This is a genomic window from Bradyrhizobium sp. CCBAU 51753 (assembly GCF_015291565.1).
GTDB classification, from domain to species: Bacteria; Pseudomonadota; Alphaproteobacteria; order Rhizobiales; family Xanthobacteraceae; genus Bradyrhizobium; species Bradyrhizobium ivorense.
In genome coordinates this window covers 2,302,570-2,323,202 of the sequence record NZ_CP030037.1, presented here as the reverse complement: position 1 = coordinate 2,323,202, position 20,633 = coordinate 2,302,570, and the positions used below count along the sequence as shown (strand labels likewise).

Here is a 20,633-nt window from a genome sequence, read left to right as displayed (position 1 = left end):
GGATCGGGACCGCGACATTGTCGACGCCAATCGGGCAGACCAGCCTCGGCAATTACATCTTCGCCGGATTGCAGACGCAGAACTGGGGCTTGTGCTGTTCGGCTGCGTCACTTCAGCGCTGCTTGCGCTCGCGGTCGATCAATTTCTGGCGCTCATCGAGCGCGGCTTGCGCGAACGCAAGCGCCTTCCCACCACGTTGGGGCGCTCGGTTTCGAGAACGCCTATGCGCTCGTGATGCCGCGGCAGCGCGCCGATGCGCTGGGTATTCATTCGATCGCTGACCTCGCGGCGCACGCACCGACGCTGTCGATTGCGAGCGACTACGAATTCTTCAGAATAGCCAGGGCACAGCACCGTGGGCACGACGCGGTTGGCCTCTATCCTCCGCGCCCGCCCCCGCTTACGCACTCACGCTCCGACGTCTTGCCGCCGAAACCGCGCGTGGCCGGAGCCTCTCACCGCTCACAGTTGCGGAGAGCGGCTGGGGTTTGGGCGCTGTCCGCCGGTCCCATTGCCGATTATGCTCGCGCGCTTTGCGCCGTGTCGAGCACCATGCTTGTCTTGTTTGCTCCTTCCGCGCGCAGCAGACGTCAAGCGGCGAGCGAAGGCGATCTCCTTGATCGTCTTGCCCTTGATGAAGTGCTCGCGCCGGATCCGCGCAATCGTCTCCACGACCAGCAGCCTTGACCGCCTGTTTCATTCCAAAGCAGGCAGCGCAACAGCTGGCGCCCGCGTGGCGTTCGAATCGGCTTTATCGGCCGAACCGAGGAAAAGCGCCCAGTCGGTTGCGCAGTGCCTGCCGATTGGCGACGATGTTGCCAAGGTGCAGCGCCTCTGGCTGCTGCCCTTGCGCCAAACCGCTAACCAGCGTCCGCGTGGCGTCGAGCACGAAAACGCCGCAATCATAGCCGTTCGGCTGCTCGGGCATGGCAGCTGTCTCGAGGCGGCGCACGCCCAGCTGGGCTCCGAGCTGTTCTGCGGCGACCCGGTTCCTATCCCGGCTGGAGTCGTAGTGATAGGCGCGTATCCGTTGCGGCACGCGGCGATCAACGAGCAGCAGCGACCAATGGGTGCCTCCCCCACCAGCTCCGCCATCGCTCACCGGCAGCAACAAGAAGTTCGCTGTATCGTTACCATTGTGGTCCCGGACGACTCCCCTGAGCGTTTGTTCGACGTCGTTCGCGTCCCCCAAGCGCAACAGTTGAGCTGGCGCGGGCGGTACGAGCCGGATCTGCGCGGCCAGATCCGGATTCTCCCTCAGCAATTCCTGCTCAAGGAGCGCGTAATCCGCCGCGATATGCTCGTCGCCCAGCCATTCCTCGGCGCCGAGCATCAGACGGCCGCGCCCCTGCAGCGAGGCTGTCGGATTCAAGCCATCCGTGCGAGCACCCGACGCCTTGGTCGTGGGCAGCTGCGAATGGTGAGCCTCATCATGCAGCACATGCGATGTCGATGGCAAATCAACCGGGGCCCCAAGGCTGGCATGAGTGTCAGACGATTGAGCGCGCACAGATGATGATGAGGCGGCGGCCTGCTCCACGATCATATCCGAAGCTTCCGCCTTTTGAGAGCTTGGTGCAACGGCAAGCTCCTGAAGCGTGCCGGCCTGCCGGGCATCCTGCCCTGCGTCGCACAGATAGGCGTGCAGAGCGCTCGCGCAAGCGTCCGCATTCTTGAGATCCCGCCGGTGCTGCGGGGCGATCGTGAGATCGGCAAGCTGATAGATAGGATTGCGCATGTGCATCAGGTCGGAGATGGACCGGTCTTGGCCGACGGTTTGTATCTTCGGACGCTTGGTGTTCTGTCTCAGGTTCCGCCTGATCACGTCCTCCCTGGTATTAAGCCAGATCGAAACCCCTTTCTGGCCGATACGATGCCGGATTTCCTCGTCCATGAACGCTCCGTCGCCGGTTGCGAGCACGGCCGGGCCCTGTTCGAGCGAGTGCCTGATCTGATTTGCCTCAAGATTTCTGAAATGCGCCTCGCCATCCGCAGCGATAATTTTGGTTATGGATTTGCCGGTCTTCGCCTCGATCTCCTTATCGCAATCGACGAGCTTCAGCCCCAGTCGGCTGGCGAGTGCACGGCCAAGACTGGATTTGCCTGTGCCCATCATGCCGACGAGCACGATTGGCCGCGAGCCCAGGGCGCCAAGAATCTGTGTTGCCATCGGGGAACGCGCCGTGCGTCTTGGCGGGCCCACTTGGAATTGGCGAGCCTGGATGGCACCAGATGCACCATCCGCGTCGGCTTCCCAGTGGGGGATCTCTATGGCGCCCTCCGGTATGACAACCTTATTGCAGGCCTGCCGCACACGCTCCAGGAGTTGCTCGGCTAGGGACTGATCCAGAGGCTCCCGGCTCTCTCGCTGCAGCTCGCGCAGCTTCTGCAGCTCCTTGTACGTATCATGATTGTCGATCTTGGCCTTGTAGCTGTCTGCCGTGTGGAATTCCACCTCGAAGCGGTAGCCCGGTGGCGTGGCGAGCACGGTCTTGATGCCGACAAAGGTCGGCGATCGCGTCCTGAACCAGTTGGTGGTGCTAACTTCGGCATAGCCGCTCTCCTCGAACAGGAGAATGGCTTTCTTGAAGGCAGGTGCAAATTCTCCATCAGCGATTTCGAAGACGTGGCGTACAGCGTTGCTGATCAGCTGGGAGCCGACCTCAATCGGTGCCTGCATTCCGGTGAGCTGGTCTGTCATCGAGCCGATCGATCTCAGCGACCAACGCAAATGGCGCATCTTCACGTCGAAGCCGGCTTTCTTGAGGGCTTCAGCTACCGAGTTTGCCGTTAGGGTGATGCCCTGTTCTTCGCCTTGAGCGCGGGTTGCCTCCATCTCGGCGCGCTGTGCAGCCTGCTCGCGGGTCAATGTGATTGTCGTGGCGGAATCATCGGCAGCAAGACCTCGGCCCTTGGGCTCGGGCAGAATGCCTCGCTCGGCGACAAGTTTGATCGAGGCTTGCATGACCGAAGCCGCGAGGGTCGGATTGTCCTTGAGATCCTCCAATGCGGCGTCGACATCGAACAGTCCCTGGTTGAGGAGAGCCGCGGCGCTCTTGGTATAAGGCACCGATTTCAACCCAGGTATGCGTTGCAGCAGGCGCTGCAGGTGCCCGCTTTTGAACATAAAGGTGTAGGCGCCAGTGTCGGACTTGTAGGCGTCAGTTCCGACCTTGATGCCGAGGCTCAAAAGATTATTTGCGCTTTGTACGAGATCGTCTGGATCGTAACCATCCGGTCTTGAATCGATGCGGGACGGATCCGATCCGAGATCGATGCGCGAAGGATAGTGGTCGAGCAAGACCTGGAGGCGGTGTCGCGGCTGAAGAGTTGCAGTATAGGTCTCCGCCAGGTCGGGGAACAGCTCGCAGAGTTCTGGGCTCACCATCGGGGAGGTCTGGCTCGCGTTGACGGTATCGGCCAGCATCTGTTCGTCCAGCGTCGTCGTCCACGCGTCAAGATCGTGGACGAGCAGCTCGGCTAGTTCTTGGGCGAGCGGATGCTTGGCGACGTCGATCTCACGCCTCGCCTTCTCCAGCCTATCTTTGATATCTTGGCCAGTTATCTGCTCCTGTTTGAGCAGCTGACGGATGTCTCGCTGGAGCTCGCGGTGAATTCCCTCGTACGTGCCGAACACGGCGCGCTCGGCAAACCACTGTCGGCCTTCATGGGATTGAGCCAGAAACCCTCGCTGCAGGCCGGTATAGATTTCGAGAACATTGCGCGTAGCGGCGAGGATCTGGCTGGCACGACCGAACTTGTAGCGGCCATCCTCAATAGCTGGGGTATGTGACTTCGGCGGCTTGAGCGAGCCCAATCCGCGAAGTTGCTCGTCTTGATCGAATTGCCTGACGTGCTCGTAAAGCTGCGGCCGGTCGCCGATCAGGACGAGGCCATCCCCATCGAAGTCGCCGTCAAGCTTCTTCTGTTCGCCGGGCGGCACGGCAACCACCGAACCCGGAGCAAACAATTCTGTCGCCTGGAGGACGCCGACGCAGTCGAGGGGGGTGTCCATCTTGGCGCGGTCCTTGCCGTTGATCCAGCTCGAATGGCATTTGACGTCCTCGGCAGACATCACCAGCCCCCGGTCGGCGAAGTCGGCTGGCCACATCTCGTCCGGCACCACGATGAGAAGCCCTTTGGCAAAGAAGGTCGGATCGTCGGTCGCTAGCTCCTCGCCCGACTTCTGGGCGACATTGAAACTGTATTGCATGGTCACGCACTGATCGAGGAACGCCGCAGTCGGATCTCCATCGGCGGCCGACCTGACCTGGTCGGGGGCGAACGGGCGAAGGTTGGGCTTGTCATAGGGGGATCGCCCGATCAGCACGCCACCACCGCCCAACCTCCGGCTCTTGAGCGTCGGCACATGCAGGCAGCCATCAGCGGACGGGATGGCCACTGCACCCGGACCGGTGATGTTTGCGGCTGTCACGGTGCGAAACAGCTCCTCGGGTGTCAGCGTTTGCTCTTTGCGGCTCTCGAGCCAGCTCCTGGCCTTCTCGCGCGCCTCATCGGCCACTTGCTCGTTGCGCGGATAATGTTGCAGCGCCGAGACTGGCAGGGCTGACGTCCTTCCCTCACCATAGGCAAGCACCCGGTCAGGACCTTCCCGCTCGCCGGCGCGACGAACGGCTGGCATAAGGTTGGCCAGCGAGGCCCTGATGAAGCCGCAGCCGTCATGCGGCCGCAATGCGATTGGACCGCTCGGCCCCATCAACTTGAAGCGATGCGCCTGGTTGACAGGACGATCCGGCAGCAGCACCAATTTGAAGGTGCCTTCCAGCGCGTAGTCGTGAGGAGACAGACCTTTGATCGCCGGAGGCGCTGCAAAACCGCTGCGCTGAGTGTAGTAATAGGCCTCTTTGAAAGGCGCCCAGGCGCGCCACAGCTGCTCGAATGCCGTGCCCGGCGCGGTTTCGGCATAGGGAATCGCCAGCAGCTTTCCCCCACGATGAACTTGCTCGCCGGGAGCACGCGCCGCAATCTGGGACACGGTCAATCGCGGCGGCTTTAACTTGCTGCCGCCGAACAGGTCCATGCGGTATGGCACACCGTTGACGCTCACCGTACGTGCCAACATGAAGGCGCTCGGGGTTGCCGGCAGTTGCACTGCGATCACGGGCACGGCACCCGAGGTCAGACGATGAAAAATCGAATATCGTATCTCCGGCTCCGTGGCCAACGGCCGCCCCTGCATGTCCACCACCGGCAACCGCATCAGTCCCGCCTCACCCTGCGGAGGCCTTGGAGCGTGGTCCATGGATCGCAAGACCTGATGCACGTCGAAGACCGATGCAGGATGTTGTGCCTGGATCGCCGTCGAATCCTGCTCCATGAAGGAGTCCAGCGCATCCACTGGATTGTCCGCCTCGATCTGCGCGATCAGGTTCCAACTCATGGTGGAAAGATCGCCTTGAATCAGCTCGCGCGCGCCGGTCAGGATGCCTTTGGTCCCATCCTGCAGCTCTTGCTGTCTGCTGCGTAAATCGGGCCAGTTGCCTTCGACATACGGTGGCCTGAACAATCTCTCCAGGACCGCACGGGCTTTGAGCGCCTGATAGATCGACAAAGCCGGGCGGCGGCTCGCAAGCGGACCGCGGGTCCGCTCGGCATCACTTGCGTTCAGATGCGCCGCGATCTTGTGCTCGACGACTTCCTGCAGGTCATTGAGCAGGTTGAGCGCCTGCCTACGGTGCCAGCGCAGCGGCTTCTGTGGGCTGCGCGCGAGCGGCAGCACGGCAGCACACAGATTACCCATGGTTTCCAGATCGTTCTCGGTGGCAAAATCAGGTGCTTGACGCAATTGCGACAGCCGATTCAGGCCTAGCGGTGCGAGCAAACCGAGGTCATCAGACAGTCTTGCCTTACCCAGCGCCTTGAAAATGGTTGTTATGTGCAGAACGCCGGCCTGTCTCAGGCGATCATTGTCATAGTGCAGATGGTGGGCCAGCTTGTGCAGCCGGTCCTTCGGCAGAGCGGCCTCCGTAATCTCCCCACTATCCTCTGCCCTCATGATCATTCGCGACAGAGCATTGGCGAGCGTACTCAGCTCAGGCGTGGTGAACACACCGAAGCGTTGTCCTCGAGCACAAAATGCGCGCGCGATGTCCATCGTGGACTGCCGGCACGCCGCCTCGTCCGGCCACTTGCTGAAGCCGTTCATCAAGCTCGCCAGATGCTGCGGAACGAAATCAGAGAGCTGGCGCTGACGGACTTCCCCGGCAATTGCGATCGCGGCTTTGCGGCAGTCCTCCCCGTCCGGCCATTTGCCGAAGCCGTTCACCAGGTTCGCCAGTCCCTGCGCCGCGAAACCAGAGAGTTCGGCGCAGCGAAGAACCTCACCCGCGATCGCAAATGTGGCGTCGCGACAGACCGGCGATTCGGGCCACTTGCTGAAGCCGTTCACGAGGTTCGCGAGTTGCTGCGGGGTAAAATCAGAAAGTTCGGCGCGGCGAAGGAGCTCATGCGCGATCGCGACCGTGGCATCGCGAGCCTCCTGCCCTTCCGGCCACTTGCTGAAACCGTTCGCCAGACTGGCCAGCTCCTGGTGAGCAAAGCCCGACAGAAAGGAGGCGCGGCGAAGGACCTCGTGCGCGATCGCGGCCGTGGCTTGCCGAGGCGAGGCCTGATCTGGCCATTTGCTGAAACCGTTGACCAAATTTGCCAGCTCCTGCGAAGTAAAGTCACAGAGCCAGATGTTGCGGCCAAGAACCTCAGTTGCGATCGCGACGCTGGCGTCCCGACACTCGGGCACGTCTGGCCATTTGCTGTAGCCGTTGACCAGATTGGCCAAGTGCTGATGGGTAAACTCAGAGAGCTGGGGCGCGCGGCGACGGACCTCGTTGGCAATTACCACTGCGGCTTGGCGAGACGCCTCCTCGTCCGGCCATTTGCTGAAACCGTTCACCAGGTTTGCCAAGCCCTGCGGAGCACACTCAAAGAGCGGGCGGCAACAGACCTCCCGTGCGATTGCGAGCGTCGCGTCCCGGCAGTCCGCCCCGTCGGGCCGCTTGCTGAAACCGTTAGCCAAATTCGCCAGGTCCTGGTGATTAAAGTCGGAAAGCGGGGCGCGGCGGCGCAGGACCTCATGCGCGATCGCGTCCGTGGCTTGCTGACATGCTGCGGCTTGCGGCCACTTGCTGAAGCCGTTGACCAACCTAGCCAGGTCGCGTGGAGCACAATCGAAGAGCTCGCGGCGACCGATCTCCTGCGCGATTGCGACTGTCGCCTGCGAGCAATCCGCCCCGTGCGGCCACTTGCTGAACCCGTTCACGAGATTGGCCAAGTGCTGATGAGTAAAGTCACAGAGCCGGCTGCCGCGCCGACGGATCTCATGGGCGATACTGCCTGTGGCTTGCTGACACCTCGCCTCTTGCGGCCACTTGCTGAAACCATTCACCAAGTCGACCAAGTCCAGGTGGTTGAAATCAGACAGTCCGAACTCGCCGTGCGCGGCACGGCGACAGATTTCTCCGGCGATCGCCGCTGTGACTTGGCGAGATGTGGCCTGTTCCGGCCACTTGCTGAACCCATCCACCAATGTCGTCAGCCCCTGCTGGGTGAGCTGCGAGAGCTGGTCCTCGCGGCGAAGGACCTCACCGGCGATCGCGGCCGCGGCATGGCGACAGTCCGCCCCGTCCGGCCACTTGCTGAAGCCATTCACCAGATTAGCCAGGTGCTGGTGAGTAAACTCAAAGAGTCGGACACTACGGCGAAGGACCTCGCTGGCGATGACGCCGCTGGCTCCGCGAGCCCATTGCTTGTCCGGCCACTTGCTGAAGCCGTTCACCAGGTTTGCCAGTTCATGGGGAGCAAAATCAGAAAGTTCAGCGCGGCGAAGCATCTCGCCGGCTATCAAGGCTGTGACTTGCTGAGAGGCTGGCTCCTCCGGCCACTTGCTGAGGCCGTTCACCAACGTCGCCAAGTCCTGGTGATTCAAATCAAACAGCCAGAAGTCGCTACGAGCCCGGATAATGACCTCACTGGCGAGCGCCACCGCGGCTTGGCGGCACGCTGCCTCTTCCCGCCACTTGCTGAACCCGTTTACCAACGTCGCCAGTGTCCGCCGATCGAGTTGGGAGAACTGGTTGGCGCGGCGAATGACCTCACCGGCGATCACCAGTGTCGCTTCCCGACAGTGCGCTTGTTGTGGCCACTTGCTGAAACCATTCACCAGGCCCATCAGGTCGCGGTGACTAAATTCCAAGAGTTGGCCGCCGCGGCGAATGACTTCACCGGCGATCGCGATCGTGGCTTGCTGGTAATCCGCATCGTCCGGGCATTTGCTAAATCCGTTCGCCAGATTCGCCAGCTCCTGCGGAGCGAAATGCGGCAGCCCATGCTCGCGGGCGCGGCGAGTGAGTTCTCTGGCGATTTCGGCTGTGGCTTGGCGATAGACCGCCTCCTGCGGCCATTTGCTAAAACCGTTCACCAGGTTCGCCAGGTCCTGGTGATTAAAATCGGAAAGCCCCACACGGTCGTGGACGGCGCGGCGAGCGACCTCTGCGGCAATCGCTCCGGTGGCTTGGCGAGACCACGCTTGCTCTGGCCATTTGATGAAGCCGTTCACAAGGTTCGCCAGGCTCTGCTGATTAAATTCGGAGAACCGGGCCCGGCGGTCACGACGGAGGACCTCAGCCGCCATTGCACCTGCGGCTTCGCGAGCCGCCGTCTCTTCCTTCCATTTGCCAAATCCCTGCACCAGGTTCGCCAGTTCCTGGTGAGTGAATTCAGAGAGCCGGTCACGGCGGCTACGGCGGAGGACCTCGCCCGCGATCCTGACCGTGGCTTGGCAAAAGACCTCCTCTTCCGGGCATTTCTCAAAACCGTTCACCAGGTTCGCCAAGGCCTGGTGATCAAAGACAGAGAGCCCGAAGTCACGGCTAGCGCGGCGAACGACCTCATCAGCCACAGTGACCATAGCGTCGCGACAATTGGCTGCGTGCGGCCACTTGCTGAAACCGTTGACGAGGTTCGCCAAGTTCTGCTGATCAAAATCGGAGAGGTGCATACGGCGGCCGGCGCGATGACGGACCTCACGGGCGACGGCTTCCGTGCCTTGGCGCATTTCAGCTCGCTGCGGCCATTTGCTGAAACCGTTCACCAGCAACGATAGACTTTGACTATTCAGCGCCCCAAGTGTCCCGCCGTGATCCCGGCAAAATTCGGCGATTGTGATCGTTCCATTACGGCACGTTCTGGACTGCGGATGGCGACCAAAAGATGTCGCGAACAGCGAGAGAGCCTTCGGATCGACTTCGCGCAGCAACGCACCGGAAAGCCCCGTCAGGCGAGTTGCCATCGCCTTGCAAGCTTCAAGACCTTCCTGACCTCCGGCCTCGCGAGTTACCGCATTGCATGCCGTGGCGTAGCCCCATGATTTCCCGCGGCGGATATCGTCCTCGAAGCGTGTAACAAATTGAGTTCTGAACTGGACCGCCGCCTTTTGCATGAACGCTGCATGACCCCCCCCGCCCGCCGCCTGCAGCTGTCTGTTATAGTTCACCACTGCACGCGAGAATCCAACGATGTCACGAGCGAAATAAATCGCGTGCAGAGCTTCGTTTGATTGTTGTTCCAAGATCGCACTTCGCGTGCTCTGCGTGGCGACATCATCCACGCGCCGCCTTTTTGGTGCGTGCTCCAGGTCAGATACGGATTGTCTGCGCGAGGAGAGGATCGTTTGTCGTGAACTCCTGGAGCGATCCGCGCCGGAGCGCTCGCCAGCGGAATGCGATGAACTTTCCTGCCGATTTGAGGCACCGCCATGCGGCAAATGGCGATAGCCGAGCGGGCGCTCGCGCCTATCAACGGGGGGATCGACTGGCGTGCGACGCCGGACCTCGCCGGCCGAAGGTGGTGTTTGAGCGGACGAGGCGCCAAAATCTCGATCTTCAGAGCGCAAGGACTGCACGACAGAGCTGAATGTCGAGGCATCGTTTCCTTCGCCAGGATCCGATTCAGCACGGGACCAGCGCGTCTCTGGTCCGCTGGGCAGATTTCCACGCCGGTCAACCCCCGTCAAACTCCACCTCCCATGTAAGTGAAACTGTACCGATTACGACGTTTTTTCACACACCGCGTATCCCCTCTGACCTCGGTATTTCGTCAGGTCATATGTCCACCTCTGTCGATGAAGTGGTTCGCCCTACACTGTGTCTTTGAGGTTACTCGGGCGGCCCGAGCCGACGAGCCGTGGCAGATCTTAGGGATGCATTTTTGTGAATCGACGTCGCGATATTGAGAAACGCCATCGCGGTTGCACAAGCTCGCCGATCGGCGCTTCGACGATCAGCACGTTGCGATTCTTGAGCAAATAGCCGGTCTGTTGAATCACGTGCATTTCTGTTGGGAGGCCACTTTCGTCGAAGTACGGATCTTTTGAACAGACGCGCGAAGCTCGAAGCGGAATGGCCGATGATCCGCCGATACCTGCGTGTCGTTTTGGTCATGGTCTCAAGGTTACGATCTCACGCCACGTCAGATTCAAGCGGTTTTTGACGATCTGGCAGACCTCAATCCATTCCGCCGGACGCCAAGCGCACGTCCGCGCACGCTTGAGTCTGGCTTCCCGGGCGCGAACACAGGCTCCAATTGCCCTGATTCCACCCATCTGATTCACCCGATGCAGCAGATCCGACCGAACCGCGATCTACTGTCTTGCGACAGCGCTTTATTGCGATGATCTTCGAGAGTGTGAAAAACACCTGCAATGCCGCCGCGACCGACGCGTTGCACTTGGTTCGCCGGGGGACGATGCGCTCGGGCACGTCCGCCAGCTCGCTCTGCGGGCCGAGCTCAGGAAGCCTTGCCGTGCTCACGGGCGGAGCTCGGATCGCCCAGTTCTCGGCCTCGCCTTCGCTTGCCCGAGCAAGAATTCGGTCTTCTCATCGCAATCGGTCGCATGGTAGCGTTCGGTCGTATTGCTGTCGACCTCGACACGGTCGTCACGGAGAAACAGGATCGCCTCATCCTCTGCGATTGAGCACACACAGTGATTGGCATCATTTGGCGTTGCAGTGTTCTTCGGCGGCGACGATCCGAGACTGGAACCCGATGGCCCGTGCATTAAGGAATGCGGATCAGCCAGACATCGCATGTCGCGCTGCCCGAGCGGGCGGTAAAATATTCGTTTATCCTGTGGGTATTGAGGATGGCGGGAAGCTTTCGGCCCGGAAGCGCCGCCGTGACGCGCCAGGGCCGCTAACGCTAAATCCGTCCGTGCCTTAACCCGAAACATCGTATTGGTCGGATAGCATCCTGTCCAACGCCGTGCGAATCTTGGTTGCCCTCGACGTCTCGATAGATGCGCTGTATTTGCGGGAGTCTCGCTGGACAGCAAAGGCATCGAGGCGCTCGGCCAGCGACTCCGTTTTCGGATCGCGTCTGCTGTTGCTTACATCTTGGTCTTTGATAGCAGGTTGGTAGCGTGCGACCTCCTCGATGACTCTTCTCGAGTGGGAGTGCTTGTAAAACGACGCTGGAAGGAACTTTTCCCCGTGAAACAAGCTTATGTCGGCGTATTCCAGTATGGCGTCGGGCGAGGCAATGTAGTTGCTGGAATCATCGCCTTCATCGGCAATCGTTCCATGCCGATGAAGATTGTCATGCCAGCCATCGAAGGTGGACGACTCTTGGTGGGCTGCCAGCGCGAATTGGATGCCGAACATCAGGCAATCACCGGACGATTTTTGCGCGCCAACTCCAATGAAGGCCCACTGCGGCTCCGGTCCCAGCTGCTGCAGCGCTTCCCGTCGGAATCTGGAGTACGGGGTCACGAAGGTGTAGAGGTCGGCGGGCTCCATCACGATAACCGTCGGCGGTGCTCCGGCGCGGATGCGCACATCAGCAGCAAAGTGGTGCATCTCGCCGTCCGCCAACCGCACGACAGCACGCCAGGCACTATCCGACGACCGGTCCGCCAACGCCTCAAGAAACTCTGCGGGCGAGTCCATAGATTTAAGATTAAGGTCCGGGTAGCGCCTGTTATAGCTGTCTGCCAGGCGATGAAGATTGGCGATATCAAGGGACAACAATTCCTGGTCGGGCTGCATGTCGGCAGACATGTAGCGAACGACCTGCTGACCATATTTCATCAGATCGGACGAAATTCCCGCCTGGCCGGCGCGCTCGAGCGTTTGCCCAAGCGACAGGAGCTTCTCATTGATGCGAGCCGGACGAATACCGTAAGACGTGGTTCCGCGATCGGCCTCGCGAGATGATCCGGGCGCGTTCTGCGCTTCAATACTGGATCGAGGCGGGCTCGATTGCACCAAATCCAGCTGAGTCGCGAACTCCGCCTCCAGGGCGCGTCCGTCGTCCCGAGAGGCTTCGCTCCGTACGCTCAGTCGTGAAATGCAGCCGCCCATATCTATGCTCCTGTCAGAAGGATCACCCGACCAAGGACTGAAGTCGCGATGCCGCATTGCGCGCGGTCTTCGTGATCTGCGCAACCAATCACGAGCTGCTGAAGTCGACGTAGGTAGGCAGGCAAGCGCGCCGCGCCGCTTGGTGATAATCGAAAAACGAAGTCAGCGCTAGAGACTGTGATGTCATGCGGCATCCTCACCACTTGCTGATATGTGCGAGATTGCGCGAGTGCTCGAGCCGGCGTCGCTCGGTCCATCCGATCTTCAGCGGGAGCCGATCGGTTCGGGCGTTCGGCCAACATATGGCGAACGCAGCCATTGCCGACTTGATGCTGCCGCGCCTTACTTGATGCTGCCGCGCCTTGGGGGTCTCTCCGGTCGATTGCTGGCCCGGCGTCAGGCGGGACAACTCTTGAGTTGACGCAGATAGTAGTCCCTGTTGACGGTGGCACGCAGCGTCTCTGCTCGGATCTGGGCGAGATCGCGCATCGCCTCGTGGCTTCTATCAGGAATCTCGCATCAGCTCGCGGGTTGCAGCCGGGCGAAAGAAACTGCATCCCGGCGGTTCTGCTTCTTACCCTATGACCCAGCTTTGTTTGGGAACGGCGACGTCGTTCGCGTTGACGGGCGCCCGCTTCCGACATGCGGGTGCCAAGGGGGCGGTTACGTGAGCGTGAAGTCGTTGGCGAAAAGGACGCCTCCAAGCGCTCGAAGCTGCAGCGCTCGTCAGCTTCCCGAAAGCTCGTTTCACTATCAACGAGCCCTTAGCTCAGGGTGGGAGACGAAATGAATAACAACTCGTGGAATGCCGCTATCTTGGCCCGACAGCGACCGGGCGAGATGAGCGCACAAACCAGTTCATCAGCATACCGGTCGCCGCATCAAACGAACTTTGATCAGCAGCTAAGTGAGTTGCGGCCAGTCCATCAAACGGTGCATTCCGTCCTGACACACACCTCAAGGGAGAATTTCCTTCAACTGCAATAAAGGTCAATGCGCAAGCACGCTATCGCCGGAAGGCGAACGATGCACCGTGGCAGCTTTCGTCAGGGCCGTGCCGAGCTTGCCGCATCGCTCGCCGGAGCGAACCTTGAGGCACTCAGAAACGAGATCAGGCTGGCTGAGCAGCGAACAGCAAAGTGGTCAACAGCGGCTGAGTCTTCGGCTGCCAGCGTCGATGGCAGAGTGTTCTCAATAACGTCTTGGCATCGTCCCATTTGCAACTGCACCGTTTTCAGAACAAAGCTACCCACTGAAAGCCGCGTATCGAGCGCGATGTGAGGGCAATGGATCATGTGCGTTCCATGGCGAATTTGCGTTGTCACACCAGCTCGCATGTTGTTGAGGCGTTCTGCAACGACGACATGGACGAAATCGATATGGCACGCATGGCTGCGATGCACACGTCAGGTCATGCCAAATCGTCGTCTTTTGTGTCATTGGTCCAGGACCCCTCACGACTGCTTCTTTCGGATGACCATGCTGGCGCGAAGGCAACCGCAGAGAAAGCCAAGGAGTTGCACAACTACACAGTACCGAGGGTTGCAGCCTGGCCGACCGGTCGAATCGACGGCGTTCTGGCGCGCGCAAGCGACCGCGAAGATCCGAAATTGCGAAATTGGGTGAATGGAGTACCGACGCAAGAGACCGAGGTCTTGTTTCTGGGCGGCAACCTGGATGATTATCGGACGGCCAGCCAGCAGAATCCTCACAGGAGGTATCGTCGAGGCGACAATCAAGAGGCCTTTCAATGACATGCTTCTTGATCCGGGTTGAGGCCTCCATGGCCGAAGACCTGCCCGCGAGGGGCGTTGCGAGACGCCATCATGTTCTAGGTGCGGTCGGTGCAGGCTGATGGCTGTGCACCTGTGCAGTTGAACACCGAATAGCCAGGCGCGACGAACGGCGCTCATCTTATGACGCATTTGGCTTTTTCATCGCTCTCGGGGCGATCGAATCCGGCCGACTTCCAGAGGACGATCGTCGTGCCGCGCTCGCCTTCGAACTTGCGCGTCGAGACTTTGGCATTGACGGTAAGTGCGCCGGATGCCCGTCGGATGAACGGCGTTCCGCGGCGCAACCTATAGAGCGAGGATATTCACACCACGACAGGTTTTGCTGAACGAGACATTGACGGCATCTCGACCATTTCGACCCTAACATGTCGTGCGGCGGAGCGACGGTGAATGCGAGTGTCCGACGCCATATTGCATTGGCCCGGCCGTCCGGGTCTGTCGGACTTTGCCGATACAAGCGCGCTCAGCATGGCCATCGCGGGTGAGGCGCTCGATCACCGGCTCTATCACGTCCGGCTGGCGTTCTTTGGCTACGAGCATGCCCACCTCGTGCTCGGCGGCGAAAGCTTCGTCCCTTTGGCCGAGGGCTTGGAGAACGCCCTGTGGGCGTATGGCGGCGCGCCGCTAGATCCGAGCAGCGAAAGTGTGTCGGCAGAGTTCCGGAATCTGCAGCCGGCGCGCGGGAGCATCTGACACAGCGCTACGCCGCGCCGTATCAGACGTTGTCAGAAGTCCGACATAGGAACGCTTTCTAAGGTGGACAACAGCAGCTGCCCGTCAGCTCGCCATCAGCTTGTCTACGTATCCTCACAGCAGGGCTTAGGCAGCCCGAATAGACGCGTAGAGACTGGCGCAGCACAGAAAGGTGAATCGTCATGCATGATCGAATCAGTGGCTCATCTACACACATTAGCCAAGTTGACGAACCGATTCAGTCGGTGGATAGCGGCAGCTTTACCGCAGCGCTTGCTCGTCTTGTGCCTCAGTGGAGCTCACAACCGGGGGAGTTGCCTGACAAGATGGGGGCCTGCTGCAGCAAGCCACATACCTCGGATGCAAACATTCAGACTTCTAGCGCTTCCGACCCCAGCACATCCTCTCCGGAGAGTCCGGCCACCTCCTTGTTTGAATACAGAACGGCCGACCTGCGTGATGCGAATGTGGACGGCATCTGCGTTGGGCTGACTGCGGAGTGGTTCCGCAATCTTAACAACAGCCCATCAACCCGAATGAGGGTGCTCACACCCGGATCGCAAACCCACGCCTTGGCGGCTGAACGGCAGCAGCAATATCAAAATCTCAAGGATGAGTTGCGACGCAGAGGAGCAGGATCTTCTCAGGCCGACCTTCAGGCACAAAATACCATTTTGGAGCAAGCAGACTTGGAACCGGCTGGAGAGGAGAAGAGATTCGCATTTGGCAAGTCTTCGAACGTCAAGCGCATGGTGAACGAAATCAACGAAGACGAATCGAACCATTTGCTCAGCTTGTATTTCGCCGAAGGCGGCGCACACACAGTGGCGACGTCCGCCTCGAATGGAATGACCACGCTTTTCGACCCTAACTATGGAGAATTCACTGTTCGACCGGATCAGATGACTTCATTGTTAGAAAGCCTCGCCAATCGTTACAGGAATCCCAACGGGCAGCATTTATCGACAATCACGACGCAAAGGATGCGGTGAATTAGGCCTTCAGGCCTGCCGTGATTGACGGCTTCTGTGAAGGCGCAGATGCGTCGGCCGGCGCTTGCGTTCGGTCGCGTCGGGTGGCCAGATCTGCACCGGATAGCCGGCTGCAAGCCGGTTGGCGAGTGTGCCGGCATCGAACGCGAGGGCGCCGGCACCCCCGCTAGCCATGACGGGTCGCACAAACTGCAATTCTGTTTCAGAATGACCGCCTGCGGCTTCTCTCAACTGACGTCGCCAGGAAATTACTGCGGCGTGGAAATTAAAGATGGAGTAGTACGACCATCGAAGCTGTTCCGCGGCCTGCATGCGGGACGGTTGGACAGGACAGCAACCCGGCGCTGCTTCGTGCGATCGCATTGAGCTGCAGCCGCAGCCATCGTTTATGATCACCCAACCACTGCGAAGGCTCTCGACACCTTGGCCAACAGCTACGAGGAAGACGCGCGCCGCTGGGATGAACACGCCTAAGCGGCTCGACTGGGAACCGTAGAACGCCGAAAGCTGCACCGGGCTGGGGACAACAGCGGGTGGTAACGTTCGAGCACAACGTCAACCACTGCCTCAAGTAGCGGATGCCCTGGGGCAACAAGTTCAATCTGTGGCTGACCTATCAACGCACCTGAAGTTATTTCTTCAAACCCTAGTAGCTTTGCGGAAGCAAAGGCACGTTCAGATTTCGCGCCTGACAAGATCAGCCGCGACCGAGCTGGCTGGCGCGCGCGATGTCGAGGCCTGCGACGAGCCTTCGGATTTGCTCGAGCGCGGCGCGACGGCAAGGCTCGTCAATCATTTGACGCGTGTCGGAATGGGTCATCGCGCGAAAGCGCAATTCGGCGACCTCTGGGGCTGGTCGGAAGCGAGCGCAAGCCTCGCTGCAAGCCGTTCCGCAATGGTGGCTGTTGCGCTCCTCGGCAAGCGCCCCATTTTCGGCGCGAAAGGACAACGGGCAGCATCGCGCCAACTGATGCTGCGGCCACGCACATCAGCGTCGTTTATCGGTAGCGACAATAAGTTGGCCGTATCGCTCCCGTTCTGGTCGTGGACCGCTCGCATGATGGTTTGACGCAGCTCATTAACATCCCCGTCATCATCCGGGGCCGCGCGGTCCGCAAGAACCGCGTCAGCGCCCCGGATGTGGATTGTTCCATAGAGGTCTTGCTACAGAAGCGTATAGTCTGCGGTGCTATCTTTCCGCCCGATCACTGCTCGCCGGCTCCGGACTCTTGTTCGGGAATACAACTAGGCGAAGCTGTCCGGTGCCGGCAGGACCCAGAGTCTGTCCTGTGTATGCATCAGTGGAGCCGCTAGCGCCTCAAAACTTGACTTAACACCTGCATAGGCAGGCTCTTTCAAGGCGGCATCCGCTGGGCCGATCTCGTTGTAGGCGGACAGGGCCTCGGCATGATCCTGGTACAGTGGCAATTGAGCCTCGTTGGTCCAGCCAAGACCGAGATGGTAGAACTGATCAGCGGGAACAGTGACTCGGCTTTTGTCCAGCTCTCGAACATAATCCGCCGACCAGTCGTGGATGGTATAGGATTCGATCTTGTCCATCATCGAGCGCCAGCGGGTGACACGCTCCTCAAGCGGCATGTGGGTCGCCTTCGAAATAGCGGCTGCGATCTCTTCAGGGTGGTTCGGATCCACCAGAAGCGCTTCGTTCTCGTTGAAATCTTCGGCCGCGCCCGCAAACTTGGATAGGACCAGCACGCCCGGATCCTTCGGGTCCTGTGCGGCGACATACTCTTTCGCCACCAGATTCATGCCGTCGCGCAACGGTGTTACGACACCTACATCCGCCGCGCGATAAAGACGCGCGAGCGCAGCCTGGCTGAACGAGTCGTTCTTGTAGTGGATCGGCCGCCACTCCTCGGTGCCATGCTCGTTATTGACGTCGTTGATCGCTCTCTCCAGGTCGTCTTTATATTTCTTGTATTCTTCGACGTCAGCGCGTGAAGAGGGCGCGATCTGCAACAGCGAGATGCTGCGCGGCGGCTCGGCCGCCAACACCTGATTGAATGCTTCGACCCGTTTATCGATACCCTTCGTGTAGTCGAGCCGGTCGACGCCGATCGCAAACTTCGCGCCCTCGAAGTCTTGCAATAATGACGAGACTTTTTCTTGCTCTGCGGGAGAGAGGTCTGCCGCAAGATACGCTGCGAACTGCGTGGGATCGATACCGATTGGGAACTTTTGAAGTCGCGTCTGCCCGCGCTGCGTGGTCACGATGCCATCCTTGCTCTCCAGTCCAAAATGGGTTTGCAGGCCGGACAGGAAGTTGTTCAGGTCTCGGTTCGTCTGGAACCCGAGCAGGTCGTATTTGAGCATCGACTTCATCAGCTCGCGATGATTGGGTACGCGCTCGATCATGTCGGGCGAGGGCCACGGCGTGTGAAGGAAGAAGCCGGTTGGCCGCTCAATTCCGAGCTCATGCAGATTGGCCCCGAGCGGGAGCAGATGATAATCATGGACCCAGAATACGTCCCGATCTCGTAAGTCGAAGACGGCACGCGCAATAAACCCGTTGGTCCTCTGATAGCTGCCATAATCCTCGTCCGAGCCCGACATGCGGTCCGGCAGGGAGTGCAATGCCGGCCACAGTGTCGAATTCGAAAAACCTCGATAGTAGCCAGGATAGTCCGCGGCCGGCAGATCGAGCCTGGCGACCTGGCCTGTACCCGTCGGCACCAGTGGCAGGGGCTGCTCGGTCCCGTCGCCGCGGTTCTCCGAAGAGCCCACCCAGACCGCGCCGGAACGCTCCACGACCGGCTCGAGGGCAGCGGCTAGTCCCTCCGGTCTGGGGTTTGTTGGGGTCGAAGGTGCAATGCGGTTCGAAATGACGACAAGCTTCAAATCAGGTTGCTGGTTGACCACATCAGCCACCTCGTCCGAGGCAATAGAATGGGCAGGACCTGCGCCGCTTGGTTCATCCAGCTCCGGCGATATCTCGTCCAGCTGCTGGTCAAAGGCGTGCTGGTTTATGGTTTCATCTTGTTGCGCAGCGCCTGATGTAGTGCCGTAAGCCAACGTTGCCGCGTCGAGAGCATCATGAATTCGAACCATCTCAAAACTCCGTTTGACGATGTTTGCGTTTGATTCAGTCGCAGATCAGCTCCGAGCGATACCCCCACGACGCCAGGGTGGCAGAGCTAGCTTTCGGGAAGCTGACCACTCAGCCAGCCAAACGGGCGCATTGATTCACCCATCCAGGACTGCGGCGCGATTGTGCCGGATGAGGCGCCGCATGTCGGACTTGAAGGCTCGATCTTCATCGCCTTAACGAGTGCACGCAAGGCGTAGCCGTCATAGGCGGTCTCGGCGAGGACATGATGAGCCTCGACGCAGAGAGTTCGCTGACAAAGTGGTCCTCGCTTTGATGGGCGTGAAGGCCGACTATCTCGCGGCTTCTGGCGGCGATCGATCGCACCACGCGCTATAGGAAGGACAACATCCAGTTGCGTCACTGCGAACATTGGCCAGTGCTGACGTTCCGGCCCGGGGCGCCCGCGCTTGGCTACAGTCAGTATTGATTTTCGGCTTTAGGTATAATGCGGTGAAGGAATTTATTGCGCTCGCTCAAGCCCACGGTTTTCGTGGGCTCCAGCCGGAAATGGGCCCCTACCTCGTGGCAGACTCTCCGCCGTGCGACTTACAGAACAGCATTCGGTGCCGAGCCTTCCATTCGACAGCACGTCATGCTGCGGCGCAAATCCCCGCCCTTGGTACGGACGTGCAGCATAGAAAGTTATGATGCCTAGAACGATTGCGAGGCCGCAGAGAATGACCAGCAATGAACCCGAGGTGAACATTTTGGGGGGGGGAGCGGGTAAGCACTGCTCTCCGGGCTATCGATCGATAAGACCCATGCGGATTGCTCTGGCGCGCGTGGCTACTTCCGTGTAGCGCTTCGCCGCCTTGATCGCATGACGCCGGTCCGGGTCGTTCGTTTCAATGTCCGGATCGGTGATGAGCCGCTGAAGCCGAGCGCGGCGCCATGCCTGCACCTTGCGCAGTCGAGCAAGCAGCGGCTTCTCATCCGGGCGCCGCAAGGCCCTCTCATTCTGTCCGGACATGGCCTTTCCCTCTGGGGGTTGAGACCGTAGCCGATTTCGCCCCAATTGTCCTCTAGCCGTTTCTTCATCGGCCCCGCCGGCGCTCGCGTTCTGGTCGTTTGCGCGAGCTTCGTTCGCCCAAGAGCCGCCGCGCCGATCTCAGCCAGCAGCGGCGGCTCGAGCATTGCGCCGCCCCAAGATTGCACGGCAAGAGCCGCTAAGCTGTTGATTTGTCGTGCTTCGTAAGCTGTAGCGCTCGTTTTGTTCGCGGTGATCTCACCCAATTCGTTGCTATTTCGCTGCGTCCTCAAGATGATGTAAGCTTGGGCCATTCGCCGGCATTTCGGCTTACGTTTCTGACCAAGTTGTCAGGAGATGAATATGTCCGACCGCCCCCCAAGCGCCGGCGCCTCACACGCTGAGTTCATGCGAGCCACCAATGACGAGCTTGCCAAGTTCGAGCGTCGCGAGCGGGAGTTTCGAAAGAAAGACCGCGACGAACGAGCCAAAAGATTGCAGCTGCCGGTAGAAACGTACGACGCAGAAGATTGGCGCAGGCGGACACCATCAAGCCCGCTTCATCGAACGTGAGGCCGCGCTTGCCGGCAGGTGACACGAATCAAGATGTCCGATCAAGAGGCTTTGGGTCCATGCATGTGCTCATGAGCATCAAGCTCCGATTCGTCTTTTTCCCCGATAACACCACACGCTGTTGGCAGTTCG

At 60.0% G+C, this 20,633-nt stretch carries 8 protein-coding genes and 2 pseudogenes; 6 read left to right on the top strand and 4 right to left on the bottom strand.

Annotated features, from left to right (window positions below):
* Positions 1-2: 2 nt before the first annotated feature.
* Positions 3-333 (top strand): annotated as a pseudogene (locus tag XH93_RS10470) (glycine betaine ABC transporter substrate-binding protein); the annotation flags it as partial.
* Between the two features lie 418 nt (positions 334-751).
* On the opposite strand, the gene xopAD reads toward XH93_RS10470, so the two are convergent.
* Together xopAD and XH93_RS42840 are read right to left on the bottom strand one after the other, a co-directional pair.
* A complete protein-coding gene (xopAD, locus tag XH93_RS10465) occupies positions 752-9,622 on the bottom strand; it encodes a XopAD/skwp family type III secretion system effector (protein ID WP_194473417.1) in 8,871 nt (2,956 codons plus the stop codon).
* A gap of 1,606 nt (positions 9,623-11,228) precedes the next feature.
* A complete protein-coding gene (locus XH93_RS42840) occupies positions 11,229-12,371 on the bottom strand; it encodes a YopJ family acetyltransferase (protein WP_305825963.1) in 1,143 nt (380 codons plus the stop codon).
* 1,286 nt (positions 12,372-13,657) lie between these two features.
* Here XH93_RS42840 and XH93_RS10455 point away from each other — a divergent pair.
* From XH93_RS10455 to XH93_RS10440, 4 genes and pseudogenes are all read left to right on the top strand, one after another.
* Positions 13,658-14,125 (top strand): hypothetical protein, encoded by a 468-nt coding sequence (locus XH93_RS10455; RefSeq protein WP_194473416.1) that lies wholly within the window; start codon positions 13,658-13,660, stop codon positions 14,123-14,125.
* 456 nt (positions 14,126-14,581) lie between these two features.
* A pseudogene (locus tag XH93_RS10450) lies at positions 14,582-14,871 on the top strand (IS21 family transposase); the annotation flags it as partial.
* Positions 14,872-15,042: 171 nt separating this feature from the next.
* Positions 15,043-15,852, top strand: a complete 810-nt coding sequence (locus tag XH93_RS10445; protein ID WP_194473414.1) for a YopT-type cysteine protease domain-containing protein — start codon at positions 15,043-15,045, stop codon at positions 15,850-15,852.
* Between the two features lie 604 nt (positions 15,853-16,456).
* Positions 16,457-16,921: a hypothetical protein gene (locus XH93_RS10440; RefSeq protein WP_194473413.1), complete on the top strand. Its 465-nt coding sequence runs from the start codon at positions 16,457-16,459 to the stop codon at positions 16,919-16,921.
* Between the two features lie 176 nt (positions 16,922-17,097).
* On the opposite strand, the gene XH93_RS10435 is transcribed toward XH93_RS10440, so the two are convergent.
* Both XH93_RS10435 and XH93_RS10430 read right to left on the bottom strand, forming a co-directional pair.
* On the bottom strand, positions 17,098-18,921 hold the full coding sequence (locus XH93_RS10435) for a trehalose-6-phosphate synthase (RefSeq protein ID WP_194473412.1): 1,824 nt from the start codon (positions 18,919-18,921) through the stop codon (positions 17,098-17,100).
* A 782-nt stretch (positions 18,922-19,703) separates the two neighbouring features.
* Positions 19,704-19,931, bottom strand: a complete 228-nt coding sequence (locus tag XH93_RS10430; protein WP_194473411.1) for a hypothetical protein — start codon at positions 19,929-19,931, stop codon at positions 19,704-19,706.
* A gap of 360 nt (positions 19,932-20,291) precedes the next feature.
* On the opposite strand from XH93_RS10430, the gene XH93_RS10425 reads away from it, so the two are divergent.
* Positions 20,292-20,501, top strand: a complete 210-nt coding sequence (locus XH93_RS10425; RefSeq protein WP_194473410.1) for a hypothetical protein — start codon at positions 20,292-20,294, stop codon at positions 20,499-20,501.
* Positions 20,502-20,633 lie beyond the last annotated feature (132 nt).

Excerpts from the sequence above, each read along its gene's own strand:
- XH93_RS42840 (WP_305825963.1), bottom strand. The coding sequence starts at position 12,371 with ATGGGCGGCTGCATTTCACGACTGAGCGTACGGAGCGAAGCCTCTCGG.
- XH93_RS10430 (WP_194473411.1), bottom strand. The coding sequence starts at position 19,931 with ATGTCCGGACAGAATGAGAGGGCCTTGCGGCGCCCGGATGAGAAGCCG.
- XH93_RS10455 (WP_194473416.1), top strand. The coding sequence starts at position 13,658 with ATGGATCATGTGCGTTCCATGGCGAATTTGCGTTGTCACACCAGCTCG.
- XH93_RS10445 (WP_194473414.1), top strand. The coding sequence starts at position 15,043 with ATGCATGATCGAATCAGTGGCTCATCTACACACATTAGCCAAGTTGAC.
- XH93_RS10425 (WP_194473410.1), top strand. The coding sequence starts at position 20,292 with ATGTCCGACCGCCCCCCAAGCGCCGGCGCCTCACACGCTGAGTTCATG.
- XH93_RS10435 (WP_194473412.1), bottom strand. The coding sequence starts at position 18,921 with ATGGTTCGAATTCATGATGCTCTCGACGCGGCAACGTTGGCTTACGGC.